Raw genomic sequence first — 19,444 nt, forward strand, 5'->3', positions numbered from 1 at the left:
TTTGAACGTTTCGCTAAAAGTTCCGCGGGCGAACCGGCATGAGTTTTTTTCAACGCCGGGTTGAGCCAAACAATTCACACCCTGTAGCCGAAACGTTTCACAAGCTTTCACAGCGAAGGCGTTTTGATCGTGAGTAGTATGGCCCCCATGCAAACCAACGACGGTTCAAACGCTCACTGTCTGACGTATTGGGCATTTACCGGGTTTGCATACTTTCAGCTTGCTGTTGCGCAACTGAATAACTTCCCTATCGATGCAAGGAGATGAACATGGCTGATGTCCCACCAGTAAAAGCCGGCGGCGCCGACGACGCTATCGCGAAGATGGAAGCGACCTTCAACATGGCTATCGAGAAGTCGGCCAAGATCACCGAAATCAGCACCGCGAAAAAAGCTGAGCTCGACGCCACCAAACAGCGTCCGCAGAACTGATTTGCCAAACGGGCGGCGCTGGCGCTGCCCGTTTACCTGCTGATTCTTGACCCCGTTGCACATTTTCAAGGGGGCAAACCCACACATGACAGCCTTGATTTCTTTGGGGCCGGTGGCTGCGACTGGCGCACCGACCCTCACTGTGACCGCCGGTTTGCACCAGGGCAGTTCCCTGGTGCTTGATCAGCCTGTCTACACCATCGGCGCGGACCTCGCGGCCGACCTTGTGCTCAGCGACCCCGGTATCGCCGGCCTGCACCTGCGCCTGCGTTTTGAGGGCGGCCATGTGGCGGTCGAAGCCTTGGGCGGTGAGGTGCTGGTCGCCGGCACTGTGCGAATTCCCCGGGGCAATGGCCATCGCGCGCGACTGCCTTTGCAACTGCGCATCGGCACCGCCGGTGTGAGCCTGGCGCTGCCTGAAGAGGCAGAACAACCCTCCCGCGCTCCGCGCAGATTAACGCCTTGGATTGTCGCGCTCGGCCTGCTGTTTATCTGTGCAGGGGCACTGGCCTTTCGAAGTGACCCGCCGTTGGCGCAGGCGGCGGCAGTGGTCGATGTGCCGGCGATTAAACAGCCGTCTCGTGAACAGGCCAAAGCCTGGCTGGAGCAACAGTTGCAAGCCGCCCGCCTGGATGCAGTGAGCGTCACCAACAGCAACGGCCAGCTCAGCGCCGAGGGCAGTTTAGAACAGTCACAAAAGCCTCAATGGCTGGCCCTGCAACAAGCCTTCGACCAGCGCTACGGCCAGCAGATCGTGCTCAACCCCCGCGTTGCCGCGCGTGCCGATGCCGCGAGCCCACGCGTGCGCTTCCAGGCCGTGTGGTTCGGCGCCCACCCCTACGTGATCAATGACAGCGGCAAGCGCCTGTACCCCGGCGCTGCGCTGGCGGACAACTGGGTGCTGGAACGCATCGAGAACAACCAAGTGATCCTCGCCCGTGGCGATGAGCGCTTTACCTTCACCTTATGAGTCGGTCTATGGGACGTATACACATGATCGTTCCCACGCTCTGCGTGGTAATGCCGCCCCGGACGCTCCGCGTCCTGAAATCAGCGCAATGCGTGACCCCTGCGCAAGGTGACGCAGAGCGTCACAGGATGCATGCCCACGCAGAGCGTGAGAACGATCAACAGGCCCCGGCATGAAAGTCGAACCCCGCCCGTTAATTCCCAGTGATGTGCGCAGCGCGCCTATCGAAGCGATTCACCCGGTCAATTCACGCCAGGCCACCGCCTTCGAAGCGGTGCTCAAGACCCGCAAGACCCAAACCCGCCGCTCGCTGCGCAGCGACCTCGAAGCCCTCACCAGCGCCGCCGGGGTGGACTCCCTGCTGTTCGGCAGCGCGCGTTCCCTGGAGCTGTTGGAGCATGTGATGGAACACATCCTGCCGAGCCTGGACGCTGAGCCCGAGATCAAGGCCCTGGCCCATGACCTGATCAGCGAAGAGATCGAGATGCGCCGCAACCTCGAACAGCAGCGCTCACAGGTGCATGCCTGATGGCCCGCGATAACGAGGACGCCGTGCAACTGCTCAAGGGCATTGGCGAGCTGTACCGGCGCAATGGTCAGTCCCAGCGCGCGCTGGTGATGTTGCTGATTGCCGTCAGTGTCGCGCCCCACGACTGCGTGCTGTTGCGCGCGCTGGTGCTGGCGTTCACCGACAGTGGCGATGCCACGCGGGCACTCGGCGCCCTCGACCGCCTGGTGGCGCTGGAAGGTGAGTCCGCCAGCCTGTTGCTGCTGCGCGCGCGTGCGCTGTGGTACGGCGAGCGCAAGGACGAAGCGCGCCAGTGCTTCAAACGCTACTTAGCCGCACGCAGGGCCAACCCATGAGCGTACTCAATCGTCTGAACAATGTGGCGCGCATGGCTGCGCAGCGCACTGACGTGATCATCGTCGCGTTTATGCTGATGGCGATTGTGATGATGATCATCCCGCTGCCCACCTACCTGGTGGACATGCTGATCGGCCTCAATATTGCCCTGAGCATCCTGATCCTGATCGTAGCGTTCTACATCGGCCACTCCGTGGAGTTCTCTGCGCTGCCGCCGCTGATTCTGCTCAGCACCTTGTTTCGCCTGTCGCTGTCGATCACCACCACGCGCCTGATTCTGCTGCACGGTGACGCCGGGCATATCGTCAAGGCGTTCGGTGACTTCGTGATTGCCGGGCAAGTGGTGGTCGGCATGGTGGTGTTCCTGATCATCACCGTGGCGCAGTTCGTGGTTATCACCAAAGGTGCCGAGCGCGTCGCGGAAGTGGCGGCGCGCTTTACCCTGGACGCCATGCCCGGCAAGCAGATGAGCATCGACAACGACCTGCGCAATGGCGATATCGACCAGGCCGAAGCCCGCCGTCGGCGCTCGCGCCTGGAGCGGGAAAGCCAGATGTTCGGCGCAATGGACGGCGCGATGAAGTTCGTCAAAGGCGACGCCATCGCAGGGCTGGTGATCCTCGCGGTCAACCTGCTGGGCGGCATGCTGATCGGCATGCTCGAACGCGACATGCCGTTCGGCGTGGCGGTGCACACCTATTCGCTGCTGACCGTGGGTGACGGCCTGATCGCCCAGATCCCGGCGCTGTTGATTTCAGTCGCGGCGGGCACCGTCGTGACGCGCGTCAACAGCGACGGCGAGGCCGGCGACCTGGGCAGCGAGATCATCAAGCAACTGGGCGCCAGCTACCGTGCGCTGGGCCTGACGGCGCTGATCATGATCGGCGTAAGCCTGCTGCCGGGTTTTCCGACCTGGGTATTTATCGGTTTGTCCTTAGCCTTTGGCAGTGCGGCATTTTTGATGTATCGCCGGCAGGCCCGTCAGCCCCAGGGTGAACTTGAAGCGTTGGTGCAAGCACCTGAGCCGGTGGTCGAGGTGCCGGCCGAACAGGATGACAACCTGCTGCCCGACACCCGTGTACTGCTGACCCTCGGCAGCGGCCTGTCCCAAAGCGCGCCACGCCAGATGCTGCGCCAGCGTGTCGAAGCGCTGTGTCACGACATTCGCACCGAGCTTGGCGTGGACGTACCAGTGCCAGGCATCTACATGGAAGCCAAGGCCACGCCGGGCAGTTTTCGCGTGTCTTTGGAAGGCGTGCCGGTGAGCGAGGGCGAATTGCCGATCAACTGCCTGCTGTTGCAGGACGACCCGGTGCATGTGCAGTTGCTCGATATCGCTACCGTACAAGCCGATTCGCCGCTCAATGGCCGCCCTGCGCACTGGATCGAGCGTCAGCACGAAGACACCTTGCGCAATGCCGGCATCGGCTTTTTGCTGCCTGACGAAGTGCTGCGCGGTGTGCTGGAACGCAGCCTGCGCCGCTATGCCGCGGACTTCCTCGGCATCCAGGAAACCCGTCTGTTGCTCGAGCGCACCGAAGCCACTTACGGCGAGCTGGTCAAAGAGGCCCTGCGCCTGGTGCCGCTGCAACGCGTGGCCGAAACCCTGCGCTTGCTGGTCGGCGAAGGCGTGTCGATCCGCAACCAGCGCGCCTTGCTCGAAGCCATGGTGGAGTGGGGCGCGCGTGAAACTGACGCCGGGCGCCTGGCTGAGCATTTGCGTGCAGCGCTGGCGCGGCAGATCAGTCATCAGTATGCGGATCGCAACCGGGTGATCGGCGCACTGGTACTGGCGCCGGGCCTGGAAGACCAGCTTCGTGCGTCCTTGCGTCGCCAGGAGCCGCAGCGCGAGTTGATCCCCGAAGACGTCAGCCGCGCCTTGCTTGCGCAACTGCGTCAGGCTTGCGAGAACACCCGTGAGGCCAACAGCGCCGTGTTGCTGGTGCACCCGGAACTGCGCCGCAGCTTGCGTCGCCTGGTACTGCGCGGCGAGCTGGAACTGGCGGTGCTGTCGTTCCGCGAATTGGCCACCGAGTACAACCTGCAAGCGCTGGTGACCATCAGCCTCACCGATATTTCCAATCGCCGCGCGCCCGCTGCGGCTTCTGTCACTCCCCTGGCGTCTGCCTCATGATGCGTTTTTGTGTGTTGTTACTCGCTTTGATTGCGTGTGCCAGTCAGGCCCAGGACATTGCCCGAGGTGCTGGCGGCTCGATCAACCTGGCGTCCGGTGAAGGGCGCATTTTGCATTTCGTGGCGCCGGTGGATTCGGTGCTGGTGGCTGAACCCAATGTGGCCGACCTGCAAGTGGTGTCGCCCGGCACTATCTATATCTTCGGCAAGGCGCCGGGCAACACCAGCCTGATAGCCCTGGGCAACGACGGCAAACAACTGGCCAGCCTGACGCTTTCGGTCAGCAGTGACAGCCAGGCGGTGACCACGCCGATGCAGACCCTGCACCCCGGCAACGGTGCGCAGATCAGCGGCGCCGGCAACCGCCTGATTGCCAAGGGCACGCTCGGTTCGGTGGCCGAGGCCACCGACCTCAACGCGCTGCTCAACCCTCAGGGCCAAGGTTTCCAGAGCGCGATCAACACCACCGAATATGCCGGTGCCGCCCAGGTCAACCTGCGGGTGCGCTTTGCCGAAGTGTCGCGTTCCGAGTTGCTGCACTACGGCGTTAACTGGAACGCGATGTTCAATAACGGCACGTTTTCCTTCGGCCTGATCACGGGCGGCCCATTGGCGGCAGCGACGGCCGGTGGCTTGGCGACGGCGGGCACCGGTTCCGGCAATGTGAATATCGATGGCATGCTCGATGCGCTGCAAGCCAATGGCATCTTGCAGATCCTGGCCGAGCCGAATATCACCGCCATGACCGGCCAGACCGCGAGCTTCCTCGCTGGTGGCGAAGTGGCGATCCCGGTACCGGTCAACCGCGACCTGGTGGGCATCGAATACAAGTCCTTCGGTGTGTCGTTGTTGTTCAACCCGACCTTGCTGCCTAACGGGCGTATCGCCCTGCAAGTGCGCCCGGAAGTCAGCAGCGTGGTCAGCGGCGGCACTGTGGACTTCGGCAATTTCCATGTGCCGTCCTTCAGCGTGCGCCGCGCCGACACGCGGGTGGAAGTCGGCAGCGGGCAGACGTTCGCCATCGCCGGGTTGTTCCAGCGCGAGAGCAGCCAGGACATCGAAAAACTGCCATTGCTGGGCGACCTGCCGATCCTCGGCAACCTGTTTCGCTCCAAGCGCTTCCAACGCAATGAAACCGAACTGGTGATCCTGATTACCCCGTACCTGGTCGAGCCGGTACGCGGTCGCGGTCTGGCCACGCCCCTGGACGCCTTACCGACCACCGCCGCAGCCAGCGGACCGCGCAGCGGCGGGGCGTTCGGTTTCTACATGAATTGACTAAGGGGCCTGCCATGACTGTTTTGCGTGTGTTGATGCTGTTGCCCTTGGTGTTGGTGGGCTGCAAGACCCATTTGGCGCCGACGTATTACTCGCCCGAATACCGCGCCGATGGCGTGCCGAGCCAGTGCCAGCAACCGGCGGCCAAGGATGAGATTGGGTTGGATGAAGACTTCAAACCGACCTTGCCGTTGGGCTGCGCGAACAATTTGAACCTGATGCAGATGGTCGAGCGCAAGCAGGACCTGACCCAGGGCCGCGCGACCGGGCCAGCAATGGCCGCGCCGGTGGGCCGGGCGGCGCAGGTGTATATCGAAGGGTTCGACCGCGAGCAGTTGCAGCGGCGCAAGGACCAGCAGGAAGCCAAGGCCGGCGCTGCAGGAGGCCAGCAATGAGGCCCCAATGTGGGTGCGGGCTTGCTCGCGAAAGCGGCCTCATGGTCGACCACTACCCAACTGAAGCTACCCGGTCTAACTGTGGGAGCTGGCTTGTCGGATCGCCGCACCGCTGCGATAGCGGTGAGTCGGCGTACATATCCGTTGTTGTAGTAACGGCCACTTATGGTTCCGCTCTTACAGCGGCTCACTTTTGGAAAGACCCAAAAGTAAGCAAAAGGTCTTCGCCCCACCACTCGGCACCTCGCTTAGGCTCGGTGTACCCTCACTCCGGCTTTGGAGCGTGGGCCGCCGCGATGGGCCATCCTTGGCCCAGCGCGGCTAACCCGGCGTCCTGCCGGGTTACCCTCGCTCCAAAGCCTGCGTTCGGCCAGCGTGGTTTAACGGGGCGACTCAGATCAACATCAAAAGCAGATCAAAAGCCAGATCAAAAGCGGGTTGGTCGTGTATCAGCGCGGGTCCACCAACCCCAGCTCCTTGGCTTGCGCCACCGGATCACTGATCGCTTTGATGCGCTTGGCTTCGGTCACCAACTGTGCCCGCTCAGCCGCCGGAATATCATCCAGCGCCAGCCCGGCAACCTTTTGTTCATACCCCGCCAACACCATCACCAACAGTTCATTACGCTGATGTCGTGGCAAGGCCCGGGGCGATTGGGTGACGGGGGCGATGGTGTCCAGCGCCTGTTGCGATTGCCCACCCAGCGCATAAGCCAGGGCCAGGTTGCAGCGGCTGTCGAGGTTGTCGGGTTGCAGGCTGAGGCTTTGGGCGAAGGCGGTTTGTGCGGCGACGGCCTGGCCGTTCAAGACCTGCGCGATGCCCAGGCGTGTGTAGGCGATCGGCAGGTGGTTGATCTCGGCGGCCTGGCCCAGCGCCGTGACGGCGCGTTGGGTCTTGCCCAGTTGCAACTGCGCGGTGCCAAGGCCGAGCAGGGCGTCGGCGTTGCGGGCGTCCAAACCCAGGGCTTGCTGGAAGGCGCGCTCGGCGCCCGACGCGTCCTTGGCGTCGAGCCTGGCCTGGCCGAGCTTGAGCCACAGGTCGATGCCGGCGCCGGGTTGCTGGGTGGCGCGCTCGTACAGCGCAGCCGCGCTGGCGTAATCGCCGCGCTTGTTCAGGTCGTTGGCCAGTTGCAGGGACTTGTCGGAATCGGTCGCAGGTTTGCTGGAGCAGGCAGCCAACAGCAGGGTACTGGCAAGCAGGAAATTCTTGGTCATCGTCACAACTCGTCGGGCGAAGGCGCAGGCCATGTAAGCATATTTTTCATGGCCATCCTATGCCTGTTCGGCGCCAGTTTGGCCCACGCGGCCGAAGCGCCCGAATGGTTTTCCAAACCCTATGCCTACGTGTTGGTCGACCAGGATGTGCGCGGCGCACTGGAAGAGTTCGGCCACAACCTCGACATCCCCGTGGTGCTCTCGGACAAGGTGCGCGGCAAGGCACGCAGCACGATTCGCGCCGCCAGCGCCGGTGAGTTCCTGCAAACCCTGTGCAACACCAACGGCCTGACCTGGTACTTCGACGGCAACCTTCTGTACCTCAACGTCAACGATGAGATCGGCACAAAACTGTTCAAGGCCAGCGCATTGAACCTCGACCAATTGCAGGCTTACCTCAACACCCTTGATGTGTTCGGCCAGCAGCTGTCGATGCGCAATGGCCCCGAAGGCGATGAAGTGTTCGTGTCCGGGCCACCGCCGTACCTGGCGCTGGTGCAACAGCACGTCGATCACCTGCAACCCAACGCCGTGGCCGCCCCGGTGGCCCGCGAGCGGGGTGTGCGGGTGTTTCGCGGCGCGCAAGTCAGTACCGAAACCCCAACCCAGTAAAGGAGCAGCACCATGTCCGTAACGGCCGTAGACAGCAACCTCGCCCCCGGTGGCGCCAGCCCTGAAGCCAAGTTCAATGCCGCGGTGGATAACGCCAAGGCTGCCGACAAACCGGCGGACACCTCGGACGCCGACGATGCCAAATTCAACGATGCGTTGATCACCCAGGCCGTCACCATCGGCGGCCAGTTCATCATCATGCCGAAGATGCAGGAACTGCTGAACGACGCCATGTCCGATGACGACGACGAGTAGGAGGCCCCTATGACTATCAGTCTCGCCGCCGGCGCCACGGCCTTGCCGCCGTCCGCCGGTGCGGGGCCCGCCGGGGCCTCGCAGAACCTGTTCGAACACATGGCCAACACCGCCAAGGGCATGCCCGAGGGCGCCAGCCCGCACCAGATCGGTTCGGGCTTGATGGAGCGCATGAACAGCTTTATCGACCGTTCGCGAGCGTTCTCCGAGCGTGCGGATTTGCTCACCAACAACCCCTCGGCGCCGCCACCCGCGCAGGCCGAAATCCGCACGGCCAGTGCTTCTCCCCAGGCTGAGTCGGGAAAAAAAGTTGGCGAGCAGCAGGTCGACCAGATCGTCCATTCCCTGGGCAAGATGTTCGACTACTCCATCGAAACCCAGATGGTGGTGCGCGGTGCAACGCAGATTTCCGGCTCCGCCAACACGCTGCTCAAGGGTCAATAACGCCATGCCAAGCCCAAACCGCGCCCTGCGCCTGTTGCTGATCGGCCTGCTGGCCAGTCTGTTGCAGGCGTGCAACACCGACCTCTATACCAACCTCAGCGAGCGCGATGCCAACGCCATGGTCGCGGTGCTGCTGCGCGGTGGTATCCCGGCGGAGCGCAAGACCCAGGACAACGGCCAGCTCAAAGTGGTGGTCGACGAGGAGCGTTTCGCCGAAGCCATGACGCTGCTCGACAACGCCGGCCTGCCGCAACAGAGCTTTTCCAATATGGGCCAAGTGTTCAAGGGCAACGGCCTGGTGTCGTCGCCGGTGCAGGAGCGCGCGCAGATGATCTATGCGCTGAGCGAGGAGCTATCGCATTCGGTGTCGCAGATCGACGGCATCGTCGCCGCGCGCGTGCATGTGGTGCTGCCCGATAACGACCTGCTCAAACGCGTGATCTCACCCTCGTCGGCCTCGGTACTGGTGCGTTACGACCCGGGCACCGACATCAATACGCTGATCCCGCAGATCAAGACGCTGGTGGCCAACGGCATTTCCGGTCTGAGCTACGAAGGCGTTTCGGTCACGGCGATCAAGGCGGCTGTCGCCATCAGCCAGAACCCGGCACAACCACGGCTGGCGCGCTTTATGGGCTTGTGGATGCTGGAAGACAACGTGCCTCAGGCGCGTTTCATGTTCGGCACGTTGTTGCTGATTGCGCTTGGCGCCCTCGGTGTATTGGCACGCCAGCAGTGGGCGCGGCGCCAGTCCCAGGCGCTGTATGTGCTCAAGGAGGGTGAATGAGTTTATTCGAACGCTGGCAGGGGTTGATCGCCGAGCCTTTGCAGTTTGTGCGCGGGCCTAGCCTGGGCGCGTGTTTTGCCGCTGAGCTGCCAGATGACGTGTTGCAGGCCATGCAGGCCCAGCCACGTTTTCGCCCGCGCCTGCAGCAGTTGCTGGTCAAGCACTACCAGTTGGCGCCGATCGAGCAATTGGTCACGCCGTTGGCGGCCGACCTGCCGGTGTTGCTGCTGTCGCCTGCGCAATTTGCGCGCCTGCCGAGGTTATGCGGGGCTATCTGGCACGGCGCAACCTTGAGCCGTGAGATCCGCCGCGAGGTGGTCAATGAGCTGCGTGAAGGCCTCGGCGCCGAGGTCTTTGTGGCCGCCCTGGCTCTGCGCCAACTGGGGGGCGCGGCGGATCTGCTGCGTGAACCGGTCGAGTTGATCGAAGCCATCGACCGTGACGGCCTTGGCTGTGTCGCCGCCTGGCTGCAGGCCCAGCACGCTGACTGGCAAGGCTGGCTGCGCTTGCGTTTTGACTTTCCCCAGGGCTACAGCGCACGCGTGCCGCGTGACCTGGAAATCGTCCAGGCCGGCGCTGCTTGCCTGCTGGCCGAGGAGATTGCCCCATGAATGAACTACCGAGCCGTCCGGCTGCGCGTATTTTGCGGGCCGAAGAAGCCGCGTTGTGGACCGACGGTTTTGCCTTCCTGCAAGCGGCCAAAGACCAGGCCGAACAGATCAAGGCCGACAGCGACCAGTGGCTGCACGCCGCCCGCGCCGAGGGCTTTGAAAGCGCCCGGCAGGCCGGTGCCGAGCAGGTCGCGCAATTGCTGGTGCAGACCCAAGCCCAGGTGCAGCACTACCTGAGCAGCCTGGAGACTTCGCTGGCCGATTTGGCGTTGGGCATCGTGCGTGAAGTGCTGGGCGAATTGGATAACGCCGAGCGCGTCGTGCGCTGCACCCGCCAAGCCCTGAGCGCGTTTCGCCAGGACCAGGCACTGACCCTGTGGGTGCCACCCGCCGAGGTCGACGCATTGCGCCAACGCCTTAAGCTTGAAGGCTTGGCGCTTGCAGTGGACGCCGATGAACAGCTTGGCGCCGGCCAGGCACGCCTCAGCAGCCCGGCCGGCTCGGTGGAGCTGGGCCTGGACGCGCAATTGCAAACCCTGCGCCGCAGCTTGCTGCCCTTTGCCGAAGAAGGTGTGGCATGAACCTGGAGCAGTTGCTGCCACGCCTGACTGAGCGCCTGGCCCAGGCGCGCCCGCGACCAATGCACGGCACCGTGCTGAGCATTCGCGGCGTGCTGCTGCGCGCCAGCGTGGCCGGTGCGAGCATTGGTGAGCTGTGCCAATTGCGCGATCCCGGCAGCAGCCGCAGCTTGAGTGCCGAGGTCATTGGTTTTGATGGTGACGAGGCGATTCTGTCGCCCATCGGCTCGATGGAAGGGTTGTCGACCCGCACGCAGATCACCGCCACCGGCGAAACCCTCGGCGTGGCGGTCGGTGATGCGCAGTTGGGGCGTGTGATCAGCCCTATGGGCGATTTTCTCGACGGTGATGGCCTGCCACTGACTCTGGCCCTGAAAAGCTATCCGCTGCACACCGAGCCTCCGGCACCGTTTTCGCGGCAGCTGATCGTGCGCTCCATGGCCTTGGGCATCCGCTCCATCGACGGCTTGCTGACCTTGGCCCAGGGCCAACGCATGGGCATCTTTGGCGAGCCAGGCGTGGGCAAATCGTCGCTGCTTGCCAGCATCATCCGCAACAGCGAAGCCGATGTGATTGTGATCGGCCTGATCGGCGAGCGGGGCAGGGAAGTGCGCGAGTTGCTCGACGTGCAACTCGATGCCCAGGCGCGCGCACGCACGGTGGCGGTGGTCGCCACCTCGGATCGCCCGGCGGCCGAGCGTGTACGTGCCGCGTTCGTCGCCACCACCCTGGCCGAATACCACCGCGACCAAGGCCGCAATGTATTGCTGCTAATGGACAGCCTCACGCGTTTTGCCCGCGCCCAGCGCGAAATCGGCCTGGCCGTGGGCGAGCCACCGACCCGTCGCGGTTACCCGCCGTCGTTCTTCTCGGCGTTGCCACGCCTGCTCGAACGCGCCGGCCCCGGCCCTACCGGCAGCATTACCGCGCTGTACACCGTGCTCACTGAAGGCGATGCCGCCAGCGACCCGGTGGCCGAGGAAGCGCGTTCGATCCTCGACGGGCATATCGCCCTGAGCGCCGAGTTGGCCCAGCGCAATTACTTCCCGGCGGTGGACGTGCTGCGCAGTCGCAGCCGCTTGATGGAGCAGGTCGCCGGGGAGGAGCACAAGCGCCTGGCCATGCGAATCCGTGAGCTGATGGCGCGCTACGGCGAAATCGAAATGCTGATCCGTGTGGGCGAGTACTCCGCCGGCAGCGACCCGCTGGCGGACGAAGCCATTGCACGCCACGCCGCCATCGAAGCATTCCTGCGCCAGAACGCGGGCGAGCCCAGCAACCTGGAACAGACCCTGATGCACATGCGCCAGGTGTTGGCATGAGCCGCGCAATCGAGATACACGCAAAACCCTGTGGGAGCTGGCTTGCCTGCGATAGCGGTGGGTCAGCCAGCCCTGTTGTGACTGATACACCGCTATCGCAGGCAAGCCAGCTCCCACAGTCGATCTTCGCTGATCCGGAAACGGTAGTCGCTGGCATTAGAAAGGAGAACGCCCAATGAAAACCGACCAACTGCGCACCCTGCAAACCTTGCGGGTACTGCGCGAACAACGTGCTGCCAGCCAACTGGCCGCCCAGCAGCAACGCTGCGAGCAGACCCATGGCGTGTTGACCGATGCCAAGGAGCAACTGCGCCTGCACCGTGAGGCAATTGCCGAGGAAGCCCGTCAGGTGTACGCCTCGCTCACCGAGGGCTTGTCGGTAGCCAGTTGGCAGGCGGCTCAGGACCGTTTGCGTGGGTTGTCGGATGACCAGCAGCAGTTGGAAAACGACGTGAGCCACGTGTCCACCACCCTGCAAAGCCAGGAGCGTGAGCGCGACCTGTTCCGCCAGGAACGCCTGAGCCGCCAGCGTCAGTCCGATGCCTGGCAGAGCCTGCTGGAAGGGCGTGAAAGCGATGAGCGCCGCGTCGGTGAACTGCGTGATGAAGGCACCGGCACATGATTGCAGCCCTTGCCGACCCGCTGTCGCCTTGGCTGACGCACTACGACCCGGCCTTGCTGGCGCTGCACAACCAACTGCACCGGCGCCGCCGCGTCTGGCGGGGCCGCTGCGCCGGGCAAGACCTGCGCGTGAACTGGGCCGCTGAACCGCAGCCGCTTGATGCGGCACGCGAGGTGCTGCTGTTGCTTGGTCGCGCGCCAGTGCGTTTGCGGCTGTCGGCCGCCGCCTTAGAGCAGGTGTTGGTGCCGCTGGCGTTGCAGTTTGACGTGCAACTGCTGCCGGCGCTGCCGCGTGCATTGCTGCTGGAACTGGCGGTACTGGACCTGATCGAGCGTCTCGAACCGCTGCTGGGTCAGCCGCTGCAATTGCTCGAAGCGCCGCAAGACCAACAGCCTTATGCGCTGCACCTGGCGCTGGAATTGTCCTTCGCCAACCAGCCTGCCACGCACGCGCAACTGGACCTGAGCGAAGGCGCTGCCGTGTTGTTGGCGCAGTTGCTGGATCAACACGCCCAGCTTGAGCCGGACCCATTGCCCGACCTGCGCCAGAGCCTGGCGCTGCTGGCCGGGCAGCAGCACTTGAGCCTCGGTGAGCTGCGCAGCCTGCGCCCCGGCGATGTGCTGATGCTCGAACCCGGCCCGGGTTTGCTGCTGGAGCTGGCGGGTCGCCTGCAGGCCCGCTGCCAATACCAGGGTGAAGTCTTGCGCTTGCAGGAAGCCTTGCAAGCACCTCTTTTGCAGATGGAGAACACGATGACTGATGTTGATGCGGCTGCGGCCCTGGATGATCTGCCGCTCAAACTGGTGTGCCAGGTCGGCAGCCTGGAATTGACCCTGGCGCAACTGCGTGAACTGGGCGCCGGCAGCTTGTTGCAGTTCAATACACCCGGCGTGGACAGCGTCGATTTGATGGTCAACGGGCGCCGCGTCGGCCAGGGCCAATTGGTGAAAATCGGTGACGGCCTGGGTGTGCGCCTGCTGAGTTTTGCCACCCCATGACCGGTTATCAGCCCAACCTGATCGAGATCATCCTGGTCGTTGCGACGATCGGGCTGATCCCGTTGGCGGTGGTGACACTCACCGGTTTCATGAAGATCTCGGTGGTGCTGTTCCTGATCCGCAACGCCCTCGGTGTGCAGCAGACCCCGCCGAACCTGGTGCTGTACGGCATCGCGCTGATCCTCTCGGTGTATGTGACCACGCCGTTGATTGGTGACATGTACCGGCAAGTGGAGGGCCGCGACCTTAATATCGAGCATGTGGAGCAGCTCAAGGATCTGGGCGATGCACTGCGCCCGCCCTTGCAGGCGCATTTGAAGCGCTTTGCGAACGAGTCCGAGCGCGGTTTTTTTGTGCAGGCCACCGAGACCATCTGGTCGCCGGAGGCGCGGGCCGACTTGCGCGACGATGACCTGGTGGTGTTGATTCCGGCGTTCGTCAGTTCGGAACTGACGCGGGCCTTCGAGATCGGCTTTTTGCTCTATATCCCGTTCCTGGTGGTGGACTTGCTGGTGTCCAACGTGCTGATGGCGATGGGCATGTCGATGGTTTCGCCGAACCTGATTTCGATCCCGCTGAAGATCTTTTTATTCGTGTCCTTGAGCGGCTGGTCGCGCTTGATGCACGGTTTGATTCTGAGTTACGGCTGAGGCACGACCCATGGGCCAGGATGTGTTCCTGTCATTGATGAAACAGGCACTGATGACGGTGCTGATGCTCTCGGCGCCGGCGCTGGGCGTGGCGATTATCGTGGGTTTGAGCGTAGGGCTGTTCCAGGCGCTGACGCAGATCCAGGACCAGACCCTGCCGCAGGTGGTAAAGCTGGTGGCGGTATTGCTGACCATCGTGTTTCTCGGCCCGGTATTGGCCGGGCAAGTCGCGGAACTGGGTGGCCAGGTGCTGGACAACTTCCCGATGTGGACGCGCTGACCGCCCATGGATGCCAGCCTGACCGCGCAGTTCCTGGAAGTCGCCTATCCGGTGATCAGTTCTGCCTCGCTCGCCGCCTGTCGAGCCATGGGCGTGGTGGTGATCACCCCGGCGTTTAACCGCCTGGGCCTCACCGGCATGATTCGCGGCTGTGTGGCCGTGGCGATTTCCATCCCGATGTTCTTTCCGGTGTTCGATGCGCTGACCCACATGCCCGAACACGGCAGCGTGTTTATCGCCGGCTTGCTGATCAAGGAGTTCTTGATCGGGATCCTGATCGGCTTGCTGTTCGGCATTCCGTTCTGGGCGGCGGAAGTGGCGGGGGAGTTGATCGACCTGCAACGCGGCTCGACCATGGCGCAGCTGGTGGACCCGCTGTCCACCGGCGAGTCGAGCGTGATGTCGACCTTGCTCACGGTGATGCTGATCACGCTGTTCTTTATGTCCGGCGGTTTTATCCTGATGGTCGACGGCTATTACCACAGTTACCAGTTATGGCCGGTGACCGCATTTACGCCGGTATTTGCCAGCTCCGCGTTGCTGGCGGTGCTGTCGATCCTCGACCAGATCATGCGGGTTGGCGTGCTGATGGTCTCGCCGTTGCTGATCGCGTTGCTGGTCACCGACTTGATGCTCGCGTACCTGTCGCGGATGGCGCCGAACCTGCATATTTTCGACTTGTCGTTGCCGGTGAAAAACCTGTTTTTCTCGATTCTGATGGTGATCTACATCGGCTTTTTGATCCCGCTGATGCTCGACCAACTGGCCGAGTTTCGTGGCACCGTCGAGCTGCTTAAAACCCTGGCGGGCATGGAGTAGCCCATGGCCGATACCAGCGAAGAGAAATCCCAGCCGGCCACGGACAAAAAGCTCAGCGACGCGCGCAAGAAAGGCCAGGTCGCCAAGAGCCAGGACCTGGTGTCGGGCATGGTCATTTTGTTCTGCACCCTGTGCATCTCGATTCTGGCGCCACGGGCCATGGCCCAGGTGACGGCGCTGATCGACCTGACCGCGCAAATCTATATCGAGCCGTTCGCCACCGTGTGGCCGCGGGTGCTGGACCATGCCGAGCAGTTGATCATCGGTATTACCCTGCCAGTGATGGCGGTGACCACCGGGGTGGTGATCCTGACCAATATCATCACCATGCGCGGCTTTGTGTTCTCGGTGGACCCGATCAAGCCGGAGTTCAAGCGCATCAACCCGGCAGAGGGCATGAAGAAGATCTTCGCCCTGCGTAACCTGGTGGAGTTCATCAAGGGGTTGGTCAAGGTGCACGTGTTGGCGATTGCGTTCTATGTGGTCGGCAAGCACGCGCTGCAGGCGCTGATGGAGTCTTCACGCTGTGGCGCCGAATGCATGGAGTCGACGTTTTTCCTGGTGCTCAAGCCGCTGGTGTTTACCGTGCTGTGCGCCTTTATCACCGTGGGCGCCGTTGACGTGTTAATGCAGCGTTGGCTGTTCGGCCGCGACATGAAAATGACCCGCAGCGAAACCAAACGTGAACGCAAGGACATCGACGGCGACCCGCTGATCAAGAGCGAACGCCGGCGCCAGCGCAATGAAATGCAGGCACTTGCGACCAAGCTGGGGTTGGGCCGTGCGTCGATGATGATCGGGACTACCGATGGCTGGGTGATTGGCGTGCGCTATGTGCGCGGCGAAACGCCGGTGCCAGTGATTGTCTGCCGCGCCGCGCCGGAGGAGGCGTTGCTGATGTTGCAGGAGGCTTACGATTTAGGCATCCCGCATGCGCCGGACCGGGCCTTGGCGGCGGAGATTGCGCGCAGAACCGTCCCCGGTGACCCGGTGCCCGACGCCTCATTCCAGGCCGTGGCGGATTGGCTGGTCGCCGCCCGCCTGATCTGACCCAACACACCACTCAGCCGTTACCCAAATGACGGATATATACCCACCCCATCACCGATGCTGAAACCGCGGCAACGCAGCAATCCGCAACTTAGGTTCCTGCAACCGCGCCAAGTCAGCAGCAATCTGCGCCCGCCAAAAATGCGCCCCCGCCAACTGCGCATCCACCCACGCCTGGCGCAGCAGCACCTTGGCCTTGTCAACCGAACCATAGTGACCTTGGCGCAAGATCAGTTGCGCCTTGATCCGCAACATCTGCGGCACAAACCAGCGCTCATGATGGCCAATCGCCAATTGCAGCGTATCTTCCAACACCTCCAAAGCCAGTTTTTCCAGGCCCAGGCGCGCCAGGCCCAAGGCGTATTCACAGCGCAGCAGGCTGTAGAGCTGGCTGTCGCCCTGGCTTTGCAGGTGGTGCAAGGCTTCACCCAGTTGCGGCACGCCCGTTTCCGGTGAGCCCTCGCGGATCAGCAGGATGTTCTCGAAGCACAGGCGAAATTGCCGCCAGATCGGCAAGTCCTGGAGCGTAGTGCTGCTTTGCAGCAGGCCCAGGTAATAGCGCACCTGCGGCAGGTTGGACGCCAATAGCGCCAGCGGCAGTGCGCCCAGGCACAGGGTGTACCAGAGGGTGGCGGGGTGGTCGAGGCTGATGGCATCGTCGACGCAGCTGGCGATCAGGCGCAGCGCCGGGTCGACGTCGCCTTCGAGCAATTGCACCTTGGCCTTGAGACAACGGGCGGCAATGCGTTGGTCAAAATGCACGTCGATGATGTGCGAGCGCGGTGCCGACGGCGAGCCAAGCGCTTCATCGATGTTTTGCCGCGCGCCCAGCAGGTCGCCCATATGAAACAGCGCCACGGCGCGCATGCGTTTGCCGAGCAATTGCTGATTACCGCCGCTGTTGAGGGCGATATAACGCTCGGCCAGTTCCAGGGCTTCAGTGTATTGGTTGCAGCCGCAGCGGTCGGTCCACAGGCCCCACAAGGCGCGCATTTTGTGTTCGGCATCGCCCAGGTCGCGGGCATCATCGCGGACTTGGCGCCAGGCTTCGCGCATTTCCGCGCCGGTGCCGTAGGTCAGCATCAGTACGCTGGCCAGGGCGGTTTGCAGCAGCATGCGCTGACGCACGGCCAAGGGTGCGACGGCGTCGCTGGCCAGGCCCTTGTCGACCCAGGTTCGGCATTCACTGACCCGCGACAGGCGCAACCACAACGGCACGCCGCCCAGGGTCAGTTCGATGGCCAGGGGCAGCTCGCCGCTGGCGGAATAGGCCCAGTCCAGAGCCGAGCGAATGGTGCTGCTTTCGGGGCCGTAGAGGGCGATCCAGGTGTCTGGCGACAGGCCGTCCAGGGTTTGCCCGGCTTCTTGCAATACGCCGAGGGCATAGTGGGCGTGGCGCCGGCTGGTGGCATTGACTTCGCCGTGTTCTTCGAGCTTTTCCAGGGCATAGGCGCGGGTGGTTTCCAGCAGGCGATAGCGTTTGAGCAACTGCGCCTCACCGGCGATCAGCAGCGATTTGTCCATCAGGCTTTCGAGCAACGGCAGGGCGTTGCGTGGGTCCAGGCTGCTGCTGGCGGTCATGGCCTTGACCGCATCAAGGGTGAAGGAGCCAGTGAACACCGCCAGTTGGCGCAACATGGCCTGCTCGTCACCACTGAGCATCGAGTAGGTCCAGTCCAGCGTGGCACTGAGGGTGCGATGGCGGGCGAGGGCGGTGCGTCGGCCGGTCATTTGCAGGCGGAAACTGCCGTCAAGCAGGCCGACCAGGTCCTGGACGCCAAAGGTCCGTACCCGGGCCGCGGCGATTTCGATGGCGAGCGCGTTGCTGTCGAGTTTGCGGCAGATGGCGCAGACGGCTGCCACGTCGGTGTCGTTGAACACAAAGTCGGGGTCGAGGGCGCGCACGCGCTCGACAAACAGGCGCACGCCGGACCAGGCCATTGCCTCACTGGCGTTGAGGCGGGTGCCTTCGTCGGGCACTTCCAGTGGCGCCAAATCATGCACCCGCTCACCGTCGGCGCGCAGTGGTTCGCGGCTGGTGGTCAGTACATAACATTGTGGGGCGCAGCGCAGCAGGGTCTCCACCGCGTCGGCGGCGGCCGGCAGTACGTGTTCGCAGTTGTCCAGTACCAGCAGCAGACGGCGTTCGGCCAAGGCGGCGGCGATGGTCGGCAGCGGTTCAGTGCTGACGGTCTGGATCCCCAGGGCGCTGGCGAGCATACCGGCCACCCATTGCCCGCTGGTGGCGGGCGCCAGGTCGACGAAGCAGGTGTCGAGCTTGGATTCATGCGCCAGCCGCTGCGCCACGGCGGTGGCCACGGTCGTCTTGCCGATGCCGCCGGGGCCGGTGAGGGTGACGAAGCGCTGGCTGAGCAACTGCTCGGCAAGGCTTGAAATCAAGCTGTCGCGGCCGATGACCTCGCAGGACGGCACTGGCGGCGCGGGCTCCTCGGTGCGTGCGCAGAGCACCGGCAGGCTTTCTTCGCCGGCGGTTTGCACGGTCACCGGCGCCACAAAGCGATAACCACGCCCCGGCACGGTGACGATATAGCTGAAGTTGCCATCGTCGCCCAGTGCCCGGCGCAATGCGACGATCTGTGCACGCAGGTTGCATTCCTCCACCACCACCTTGGGCCAGGCGAAGGCGATCAGCTCGGTCTTCTCCAGCAATTCACCGGCGCGGGTCGCCAGGGCGATCAACAGGTAGAGGGCGCGACTCCCCAGGCTGACCGGCTCGCCGTTACGCAGCAGCACGTGCTGCCTGGCCAGTAACAGGAAGGGGCCAAAGCCCAGGACATTCTCGGCGGCTGCCGGGGTCGGGTGATCGGCGTCCATCAAGGACACCGCGTGGTTCTTGCTCGAGCTCATCAAATCGTCCTTTTTATAGTCGGGCTTGTTATTGGCGATCAGGCCATTCGCCCTTTTTGGGGTACAGATGTGCAGCAGCAGTCTTGGAAAGTTGATGTCGATCAAAACGTCGGAAAGGCCGCCCTCCTTTGGGGCGTAGTCGTTGTTATGGGCGTATCACAGCGCATGTCCCGGAGGATGAGACTGTCGCAAAGCTGAAACATTTTATTACCAGAAACCCTGATAAAGCAGAATGTATGCCAGTTGGCATGTACCAAAGATG

General features: G+C 63.2%; 22 protein-coding genes. 20 read left to right on the forward strand and 2 right to left on the reverse strand.

Features of this window, described 5'->3' with window-relative positions:
• The first annotated feature begins 269 nt into the window (after nt 1-269).
• The 7 genes from HBO23_RS29930 to HBO23_RS29960 all read left to right on the forward strand — a co-directional run bounded on the left by HBO23_RS29930 (nt 270) and on the right by HBO23_RS29960 (nt 6,072).
• Nucleotides 270-431 (forward strand): hypothetical protein, encoded by a 162-nt coding sequence (locus HBO23_RS29930; RefSeq protein WP_016969018.1) that lies wholly within the window; start codon nt 270-272, stop codon nt 429-431.
• Between the two features lie 85 nt (nt 432-516).
• Nucleotides 517-1,401, forward strand: a complete 885-nt coding sequence (locus HBO23_RS29935) for an FHA domain-containing protein (RefSeq protein WP_170040703.1) — start codon at nt 517-519, stop codon at nt 1,399-1,401.
• 172 nt (nt 1,402-1,573) lie between these two features.
• Nucleotides 1,574-1,930 carry a hypothetical protein gene (locus HBO23_RS29940; RefSeq protein ID WP_138449208.1) on the forward strand — a complete coding sequence of 119 codons (357 nt, stop codon included), beginning with the start codon at nt 1,574-1,576 and terminating at the stop codon, nt 1,928-1,930.
• Nucleotides 1,927-2,265, forward strand: coding sequence for a type III secretion protein (locus tag HBO23_RS29945; RefSeq protein ID WP_170040717.1), 339 nt, complete (start codon nt 1,927-1,929; stop codon nt 2,263-2,265). Before HBO23_RS29940 ends, HBO23_RS29945 begins: the two co-directional genes overlap by 4 nt.
• On the forward strand, nt 2,262-4,400 hold the full coding sequence (gene sctV / locus HBO23_RS29950) for a type III secretion system export apparatus subunit SctV (RefSeq protein WP_170040704.1): 2,139 nt from the start codon (nt 2,262-2,264) through the stop codon (nt 4,398-4,400). Before HBO23_RS29945 ends, sctV begins: the two co-directional genes overlap by 4 nt.
• Complete coding sequence (locus tag HBO23_RS29955; RefSeq protein ID WP_017137568.1) at nt 4,397-5,677, forward strand: type II and III secretion system protein family protein; 1,281 nt, start codon at nt 4,397-4,399, stop codon at nt 5,675-5,677. Before sctV ends, HBO23_RS29955 begins: the two co-directional genes overlap by 4 nt.
• A 14-nt stretch (nt 5,678-5,691) precedes the next feature.
• The gene (locus HBO23_RS29960; RefSeq protein ID WP_017137569.1) at nt 5,692-6,072 is read left to right on the forward strand and encodes a hypothetical protein; all 381 of its coding nucleotides are present in this window, start codon (nt 5,692-5,694) and stop codon (nt 6,070-6,072) included.
• Between the two features lie 449 nt (nt 6,073-6,521).
• Here the strand turns inward: HBO23_RS29960 and HBO23_RS29965 are convergent, their stop codons facing one another.
• Nucleotides 6,522-7,286, reverse strand: coding sequence for a tetratricopeptide repeat protein (locus HBO23_RS29965; protein WP_170040705.1), 765 nt, complete (start codon nt 7,284-7,286; stop codon nt 6,522-6,524).
• A 48-nt stretch (nt 7,287-7,334) separates the two neighbouring features.
• Here HBO23_RS29965 and HBO23_RS29970 point away from each other — a divergent pair, with 48 nt between their 5' ends.
• The 13 genes from HBO23_RS29970 (at nt 7,335) to HBO23_RS30030 (ending at nt 16,314) form a co-directional block, all read left to right on the forward strand.
• Nucleotides 7,335-7,898 (forward strand): type III secretion protein, encoded by a 564-nt coding sequence (locus tag HBO23_RS29970; RefSeq protein ID WP_170040706.1) that lies wholly within the window; start codon nt 7,335-7,337, stop codon nt 7,896-7,898.
• Nucleotides 7,899-7,910: 12 nt separating this feature from the next.
• Entirely contained in the window at nt 7,911-8,153 is a 243-nt protein-coding gene (locus HBO23_RS29975) for a hypothetical protein (RefSeq protein ID WP_017137572.1), read from the forward strand.
• Between the two features lie 9 nt (nt 8,154-8,162).
• On the forward strand, nt 8,163-8,597 hold the full coding sequence (locus tag HBO23_RS29980; protein WP_017137573.1) for a hypothetical protein: 435 nt from the start codon (nt 8,163-8,165) through the stop codon (nt 8,595-8,597).
• A 4-nt stretch (nt 8,598-8,601) separates the two neighbouring features.
• Entirely contained in the window at nt 8,602-9,384 is a 783-nt protein-coding gene (gene sctJ, locus HBO23_RS29985; RefSeq protein ID WP_017137574.1) for a type III secretion inner membrane ring lipoprotein SctJ, read from the forward strand.
• Entirely contained in the window at nt 9,381-9,995 is a 615-nt protein-coding gene (locus HBO23_RS29990) for a type III secretion protein (RefSeq protein ID WP_169988225.1), read from the forward strand. The genes sctJ and HBO23_RS29990 overlap by 4 nt, the downstream gene beginning before the upstream one ends.
• The gene (gene sctL / locus HBO23_RS29995) at nt 9,992-10,576 is read left to right on the forward strand and encodes a type III secretion system stator protein SctL (RefSeq protein ID WP_169988227.1); all 585 of its coding nucleotides are present in this window, start codon (nt 9,992-9,994) and stop codon (nt 10,574-10,576) included. The genes HBO23_RS29990 and sctL overlap by 4 nt, the downstream gene beginning before the upstream one ends.
• Nucleotides 10,573-11,895, forward strand: coding sequence for a FliI/YscN family ATPase (locus tag HBO23_RS30000; protein ID WP_099550515.1), 1,323 nt, complete (start codon nt 10,573-10,575; stop codon nt 11,893-11,895). The genes sctL and HBO23_RS30000 overlap by 4 nt, the downstream gene beginning before the upstream one ends.
• Nucleotides 11,896-12,070: 175 nt before the next feature.
• A complete protein-coding gene (locus HBO23_RS30005) occupies nt 12,071-12,517 on the forward strand; it encodes a hypothetical protein (protein WP_017137578.1) in 447 nt (148 codons plus the stop codon).
• Nucleotides 12,514-13,515 carry a type III secretion system cytoplasmic ring protein SctQ gene (gene sctQ / locus HBO23_RS30010; RefSeq protein ID WP_170040708.1) on the forward strand — a complete coding sequence of 334 codons (1,002 nt, stop codon included), beginning with the start codon at nt 12,514-12,516 and terminating at the stop codon, nt 13,513-13,515. Before HBO23_RS30005 ends, sctQ begins: the two co-directional genes overlap by 4 nt.
• Nucleotides 13,512-14,165 (forward strand): type III secretion system export apparatus subunit SctR, encoded by a 654-nt coding sequence (sctR, locus tag HBO23_RS30015; RefSeq protein ID WP_017137580.1) that lies wholly within the window; start codon nt 13,512-13,514, stop codon nt 14,163-14,165. Before sctQ ends, sctR begins: the two co-directional genes overlap by 4 nt.
• 10 nt (nt 14,166-14,175) lie before the next feature.
• On the forward strand, nt 14,176-14,445 hold the full coding sequence (locus HBO23_RS30020) for a flagellar biosynthetic protein FliQ (RefSeq protein ID WP_016969171.1): 270 nt from the start codon (nt 14,176-14,178) through the stop codon (nt 14,443-14,445).
• A gap of 6 nt (nt 14,446-14,451) precedes the next feature.
• Entirely contained in the window at nt 14,452-15,264 is an 813-nt protein-coding gene (gene sctT / locus HBO23_RS30025) for a type III secretion system export apparatus subunit SctT (protein ID WP_169988229.1), read from the forward strand.
• 3 nt (nt 15,265-15,267) lie between these two features.
• Nucleotides 15,268-16,314: an EscU/YscU/HrcU family type III secretion system export apparatus switch protein gene (locus HBO23_RS30030; protein ID WP_099550512.1), complete on the forward strand. Its 1,047-nt coding sequence runs from the start codon at nt 15,268-15,270 to the stop codon at nt 16,312-16,314.
• A 51-nt stretch (nt 16,315-16,365) separates the two neighbouring features.
• On the opposite strand, the gene HBO23_RS30035 is transcribed toward HBO23_RS30030, so the two are convergent.
• Nucleotides 16,366-19,182, reverse strand: a complete 2,817-nt coding sequence (locus tag HBO23_RS30035) for a winged helix-turn-helix domain-containing protein (RefSeq protein ID WP_170040710.1) — start codon at nt 19,180-19,182, stop codon at nt 16,366-16,368.
• Between the last annotated feature and the right edge of the window lie 262 nt (nt 19,183-19,444).

The organism is Pseudomonas sp. WS 5532 (assembly GCF_012985445.1).
Taxonomy (GTDB): domain Bacteria; phylum Pseudomonadota; class Gammaproteobacteria; order Pseudomonadales; family Pseudomonadaceae; genus Aquipseudomonas; species Aquipseudomonas edaphica.

Coding starts and splice junctions, on each gene's coding strand:
- HBO23_RS29930 (WP_016969018.1), top strand. CDS start 270: ATGGCTGATGTCCCACCAGTAAAAGCCGGCGGCGCCGACGACGCTATC.
- HBO23_RS29935 (WP_170040703.1), top strand. CDS start 517: ATGACAGCCTTGATTTCTTTGGGGCCGGTGGCTGCGACTGGCGCACCG.
- HBO23_RS29940 (WP_138449208.1), top strand. CDS start 1,574: ATGAAAGTCGAACCCCGCCCGTTAATTCCCAGTGATGTGCGCAGCGCG.
- sctV (WP_170040704.1), top strand. CDS start 2,262: ATGAGCGTACTCAATCGTCTGAACAATGTGGCGCGCATGGCTGCGCAG.
- HBO23_RS29955 (WP_017137568.1), top strand. CDS start 4,397: ATGATGCGTTTTTGTGTGTTGTTACTCGCTTTGATTGCGTGTGCCAGT.
- HBO23_RS29960 (WP_017137569.1), top strand. CDS start 5,692: ATGACTGTTTTGCGTGTGTTGATGCTGTTGCCCTTGGTGTTGGTGGGC.
- HBO23_RS29965 (WP_170040705.1), bottom strand. CDS start 7,286: ATGACCAAGAATTTCCTGCTTGCCAGTACCCTGCTGTTGGCTGCCTGC.
- HBO23_RS29970 (WP_170040706.1), top strand. CDS start 7,335: ATGGCCATCCTATGCCTGTTCGGCGCCAGTTTGGCCCACGCGGCCGAA.
- HBO23_RS29975 (WP_017137572.1), top strand. CDS start 7,911: ATGTCCGTAACGGCCGTAGACAGCAACCTCGCCCCCGGTGGCGCCAGC.
- HBO23_RS29980 (WP_017137573.1), top strand. CDS start 8,163: ATGACTATCAGTCTCGCCGCCGGCGCCACGGCCTTGCCGCCGTCCGCC.
- sctJ (WP_017137574.1), top strand. CDS start 8,602: ATGCCAAGCCCAAACCGCGCCCTGCGCCTGTTGCTGATCGGCCTGCTG.
- HBO23_RS29990 (WP_169988225.1), top strand. CDS start 9,381: ATGAGTTTATTCGAACGCTGGCAGGGGTTGATCGCCGAGCCTTTGCAG.
- sctL (WP_169988227.1), top strand. CDS start 9,992: ATGAATGAACTACCGAGCCGTCCGGCTGCGCGTATTTTGCGGGCCGAA.
- HBO23_RS30000 (WP_099550515.1), top strand. CDS start 10,573: ATGAACCTGGAGCAGTTGCTGCCACGCCTGACTGAGCGCCTGGCCCAG.
- HBO23_RS30005 (WP_017137578.1), top strand. CDS start 12,071: ATGAAAACCGACCAACTGCGCACCCTGCAAACCTTGCGGGTACTGCGC.
- sctQ (WP_170040708.1), top strand. CDS start 12,514: ATGATTGCAGCCCTTGCCGACCCGCTGTCGCCTTGGCTGACGCACTAC.
- sctR (WP_017137580.1), top strand. CDS start 13,512: ATGACCGGTTATCAGCCCAACCTGATCGAGATCATCCTGGTCGTTGCG.
- HBO23_RS30020 (WP_016969171.1), top strand. CDS start 14,176: ATGGGCCAGGATGTGTTCCTGTCATTGATGAAACAGGCACTGATGACG.
- sctT (WP_169988229.1), top strand. CDS start 14,452: ATGGATGCCAGCCTGACCGCGCAGTTCCTGGAAGTCGCCTATCCGGTG.
- HBO23_RS30030 (WP_099550512.1), top strand. CDS start 15,268: ATGGCCGATACCAGCGAAGAGAAATCCCAGCCGGCCACGGACAAAAAG.
- HBO23_RS30035 (WP_170040710.1), bottom strand. CDS start 19,182: ATGAGCTCGAGCAAGAACCACGCGGTGTCCTTGATGGACGCCGATCAC.